Origin of the sequence: Streptomyces milbemycinicus (assembly GCF_002154605.1) — a bacterium.
In the GTDB taxonomy this organism is placed as follows: domain Bacteria; phylum Actinomycetota; class Actinomycetes; order Streptomycetales; family Streptomycetaceae; genus Streptomyces; species Streptomyces milbemycinicus.
On sequence record NZ_MUNE01001083.1, the window covers coordinates 1 to 3,018 of the forward strand.

The following is a 3,018-nucleotide window of genomic DNA, read 5'->3' on the forward strand; positions in this document are numbered from 1 at the left end:
GGCCGCCCCGACCGCGAGCGTGAACTGCGCCGCGTGGGCGCCGCCATGGCCGCTCACCCCGTCCGGGACCGTGCAGGCCAGGCCGAGGCCCGCGAGCGCGGCGGCCGTGGCGGCGGCGACCGGCAGCAGCGATCCGGCGATCCGGCCGCATGCATAGCCGGCGGCGACGGCCAGCACGGCGAGCAGGACCCCTTCGGGGCGGGCGGTGCGGCCCGCGGCGCAGACCAGGGCCCAGACGGCACAACAGCCGAGGACCGCGGTGCCCACGAAGTCGGGCGCGCTGTGGTGTTCCCGTACGACAGGCCGTGCCGCTGAAGACGCCATCCCGTTCGACCCCCCGAGTCGTGACGGGCACCGCGTGCCGAGCCGGCCGTCCGCGGGGGCCGGAGGCCCGCCGGAGGCGGCCAAAGGCCGCATGCGGGCCTGGACGGATACCGTAGCGACTGGGGCCGGATATGTGTATATGTTGCGCAGAAACGATGCGGCAGGTGTGTGGCAGCTGTGCGGAAGGCATCCGGCTGTGACGGGAATGGCATTCGGTGCCGCCTCGCCCGGACCGATAGCCTCAGCGCATGCCTACTCCCGACTTCATCCTGGAGCTGCGGGCCACCGCGGGTCACCAACTGCTGTTCCTGCCGGGTGCCAGCGCCGTCGTTCTCGACGACGAGGACAGAGTGCTGCTCGGGCGCCGAGCCGACAACGGCCGCTGGGCGCTCCCCTCCGGCATCCCCGAACCCGGCGAGCAGCCCGCGACGGCGGTGGTGCGCGAGGTGTACGAGGAGACGGCGGTGCGCTGTGTCCCCGAGCGCATCGTGCTCGTCCACACCGCGGAGCCGGTGACCTATCCCAATAAGGATGTATGCCAGTTTGTCGACATCTGTTTCCGCTGCCGCGCGGTGGGCGGCGAGGCGCGGGTGAACGACGAGGAATCCCTGGAGGTGGGCTGGTTCCCGGTCGACTCGCTGCCGGAGCTGGACGAGTACGCGCTGACCCGGATCAAGCGGGCCTTCGAAGACGGCCCGACGTGGTTCGATTCCACCATCCCGGAGTGAAGTATGTGCCGGGCGCACATCGGTCGGGCCCCGGCCGCCGCCTAGCCTGCCCGTCATGAGCGCGTCCACCACACCGGGCCCCGCCGCCGGGGCCGCCCTGGGCCTCGGCGGCCGTACCGCACTCGGCGGCCGTACCGCACTTGACGGGCGTACCGCACTCGTCACCGGGGCCGCCGGCGGCATCGGCCGGGCCTGCACCCTCCGGCTGGCCGCCGCCGGGGCCACGGTCCTGGCGGTCGACCAGGACGAGAAGGGGCTCGCGGAGCTCGCCGCCCTGGCAGCCCGGACCGAGGCGGCGCCCGGCTTGCCGGGGAGTGTGGAGGCGCGGGCGCTCGACCTGACCGACCTCGACGCGGCCGAGCGGGCCGCCGAAGGCGTCGACATCCTGGTCAACAACGCCGGGCTGCAACTCGTACGGCCCATCGAGGACTTTCCGCCCGAGGTCTTCTCCCAGGTGCTCACGGTGATGCTGGAGGCCCCCTTCCGGCTGCTGCGGGGCGCGCTGCCGCATATGTACGCCCAGGGCTGGGGGCGGATCGTCAACATCTCCTCCGTCCACGGGCTGCGCGCCTCGGCCTACAAATCGGCGTACGTGGCCGCCAAGCACGGGCTGGAAGGGCTCTCCAAGGTCGCGGCCCTGGAGGGCGCGCCCCACGGGGTCACCTCCAACTGCGTCAACCCCGGCTATGTCCGCACCCCGCTCGTGGAGCGGCAGATCGCCGACCAGGCCGCCGCCCACGGCATCCCCCCGGAGCGGGTCATCTCGGAGATCATGCTGGCCGACACCGCGGTCAAGCGGCTCATCGAACCGGAGGAGGTCGCCGAAGCCGTCGTCTACCTGTGCGGTCCGCACACCTCCTTCATCACCGGCGCCTCGCTCGCCATGGACGGCGGATGGACCGCCCACTGACCGGACGGCTGCCCGGCCGTACGACGGCCCACCCCGCCGAGCGGGCACCCGAGCGGGCGTCGGGGGCGCGCCCAAGCACTGGCGGGTCCGAGCCCGGCGGGAGTATCCCTGTGACCATGTCCGATGATCAGCCGGAGACCCCGTACCTGGAACTGCTCGCGCGCGGCGCGCCCGCCGAGGCATACGAGCGCCCGGTGCTGCGCGCCCGCGCCGAGGGGGCGTCGGCCGCCCGGCTCGCGGCCCTGGAACGTGCCAAGCTGCCGGCCCTGCGCGTACGCGGCGAGTTGGAGGGGCGCAGACGCCGCGAGGCCGAGCTGTCCGCGCTCTTCGAGACCGCGCACGACCTGGCGGGGCTGCGCGACCTGGACGCGGTGCTGCAGGCCATCGTGCAGCGCGCCCGCTCGCTGCTCGGCACCGAGGTCGCGTATCTCACGCTCAACGACCCCCAGGCCGGGGACACCTACATGCGGGTCACCGACGGTTCGGTCTCGGCCCGCTTCCAGCAGCTGCGGCTCGGCATGGGCGAGGGGCTCGGCGGGCTGGTCGCGCAGACCGCCCGCCCGTATGTGACCGAGAGCTACTTCGACGACGAGCGGTTCCAGCACACCCGGACCATCGACGCGGGCGTCATGGACGAGGGCCTTGTGGCCATCCTCGGTGTGCCGCTGATGCTGGGCAGCGGGGTCATCGGCGTGCTGTTCGCCGCGGACCGCCGCGCCCGCGTCTTCGAACGCGAACAGCTCGCCCTGCTCGGCTCCTTCGCCGCCCACGCGGCCGTCGCGATCGACACGGCCAATCTGCTGGCCGAGACGCGATCGGCGCTCGCCGAGCTGGAGGCCGCCAACGAGATCATCCGCGATCGCAGCGAGGTCATCGAACGCGCCTCGGAGGTGCACGACCGGCTGACCGAGCTGGTGCTGCGCGGCGGCGGAGTGCACGATGTGGCGGCCGCCGTGGCCGAGGTGCTGAGCGGGACGGTGGAGTTCGTCGAGGCGCATACGGCGCCGGCCGTGGCCGTGGACCGCTCCCGGGCCGACGGCCACGGCCGGCGCCGTA

Annotated in this window: 3 protein-coding genes and 1 pseudogene; 3 read left to right on the forward strand and 1 reads right to left on the reverse strand. The window is 73.3% G+C overall.

What is annotated here, in order from left to right; genetic code table 11:
* A pseudogene (locus tag CCN51_RS51170) lies at window positions 1-324 on the reverse strand (O-antigen ligase family protein); the annotation flags it as partial.
* 248 nt (window positions 325-572) lie between these two features.
* On the opposite strand from CCN51_RS51170, the gene CCN51_RS51175 reads away from it, so the two are divergent.
* From CCN51_RS51175 to CCN51_RS51185, 3 genes are all read left to right on the forward strand, one after another.
* Window positions 573-1,052, forward strand: coding sequence for an NUDIX hydrolase (locus CCN51_RS51175; protein ID WP_014173722.1), 480 nt, complete (start codon window positions 573-575; stop codon window positions 1,050-1,052).
* A 55-nt stretch (window positions 1,053-1,107) separates the two neighbouring features.
* On the forward strand, window positions 1,108-1,962 hold the full coding sequence (locus CCN51_RS51180; protein ID WP_014173721.1) for a 3-hydroxybutyrate dehydrogenase: 855 nt from the start codon (window positions 1,108-1,110) through the stop codon (window positions 1,960-1,962).
* A gap of 116 nt (window positions 1,963-2,078) precedes the next feature.
* The coding region (locus tag CCN51_RS51185; protein WP_143676220.1) for a GAF domain-containing protein at window positions 2,079-3,018 on the forward strand (940 nt) is incomplete at its 3' end.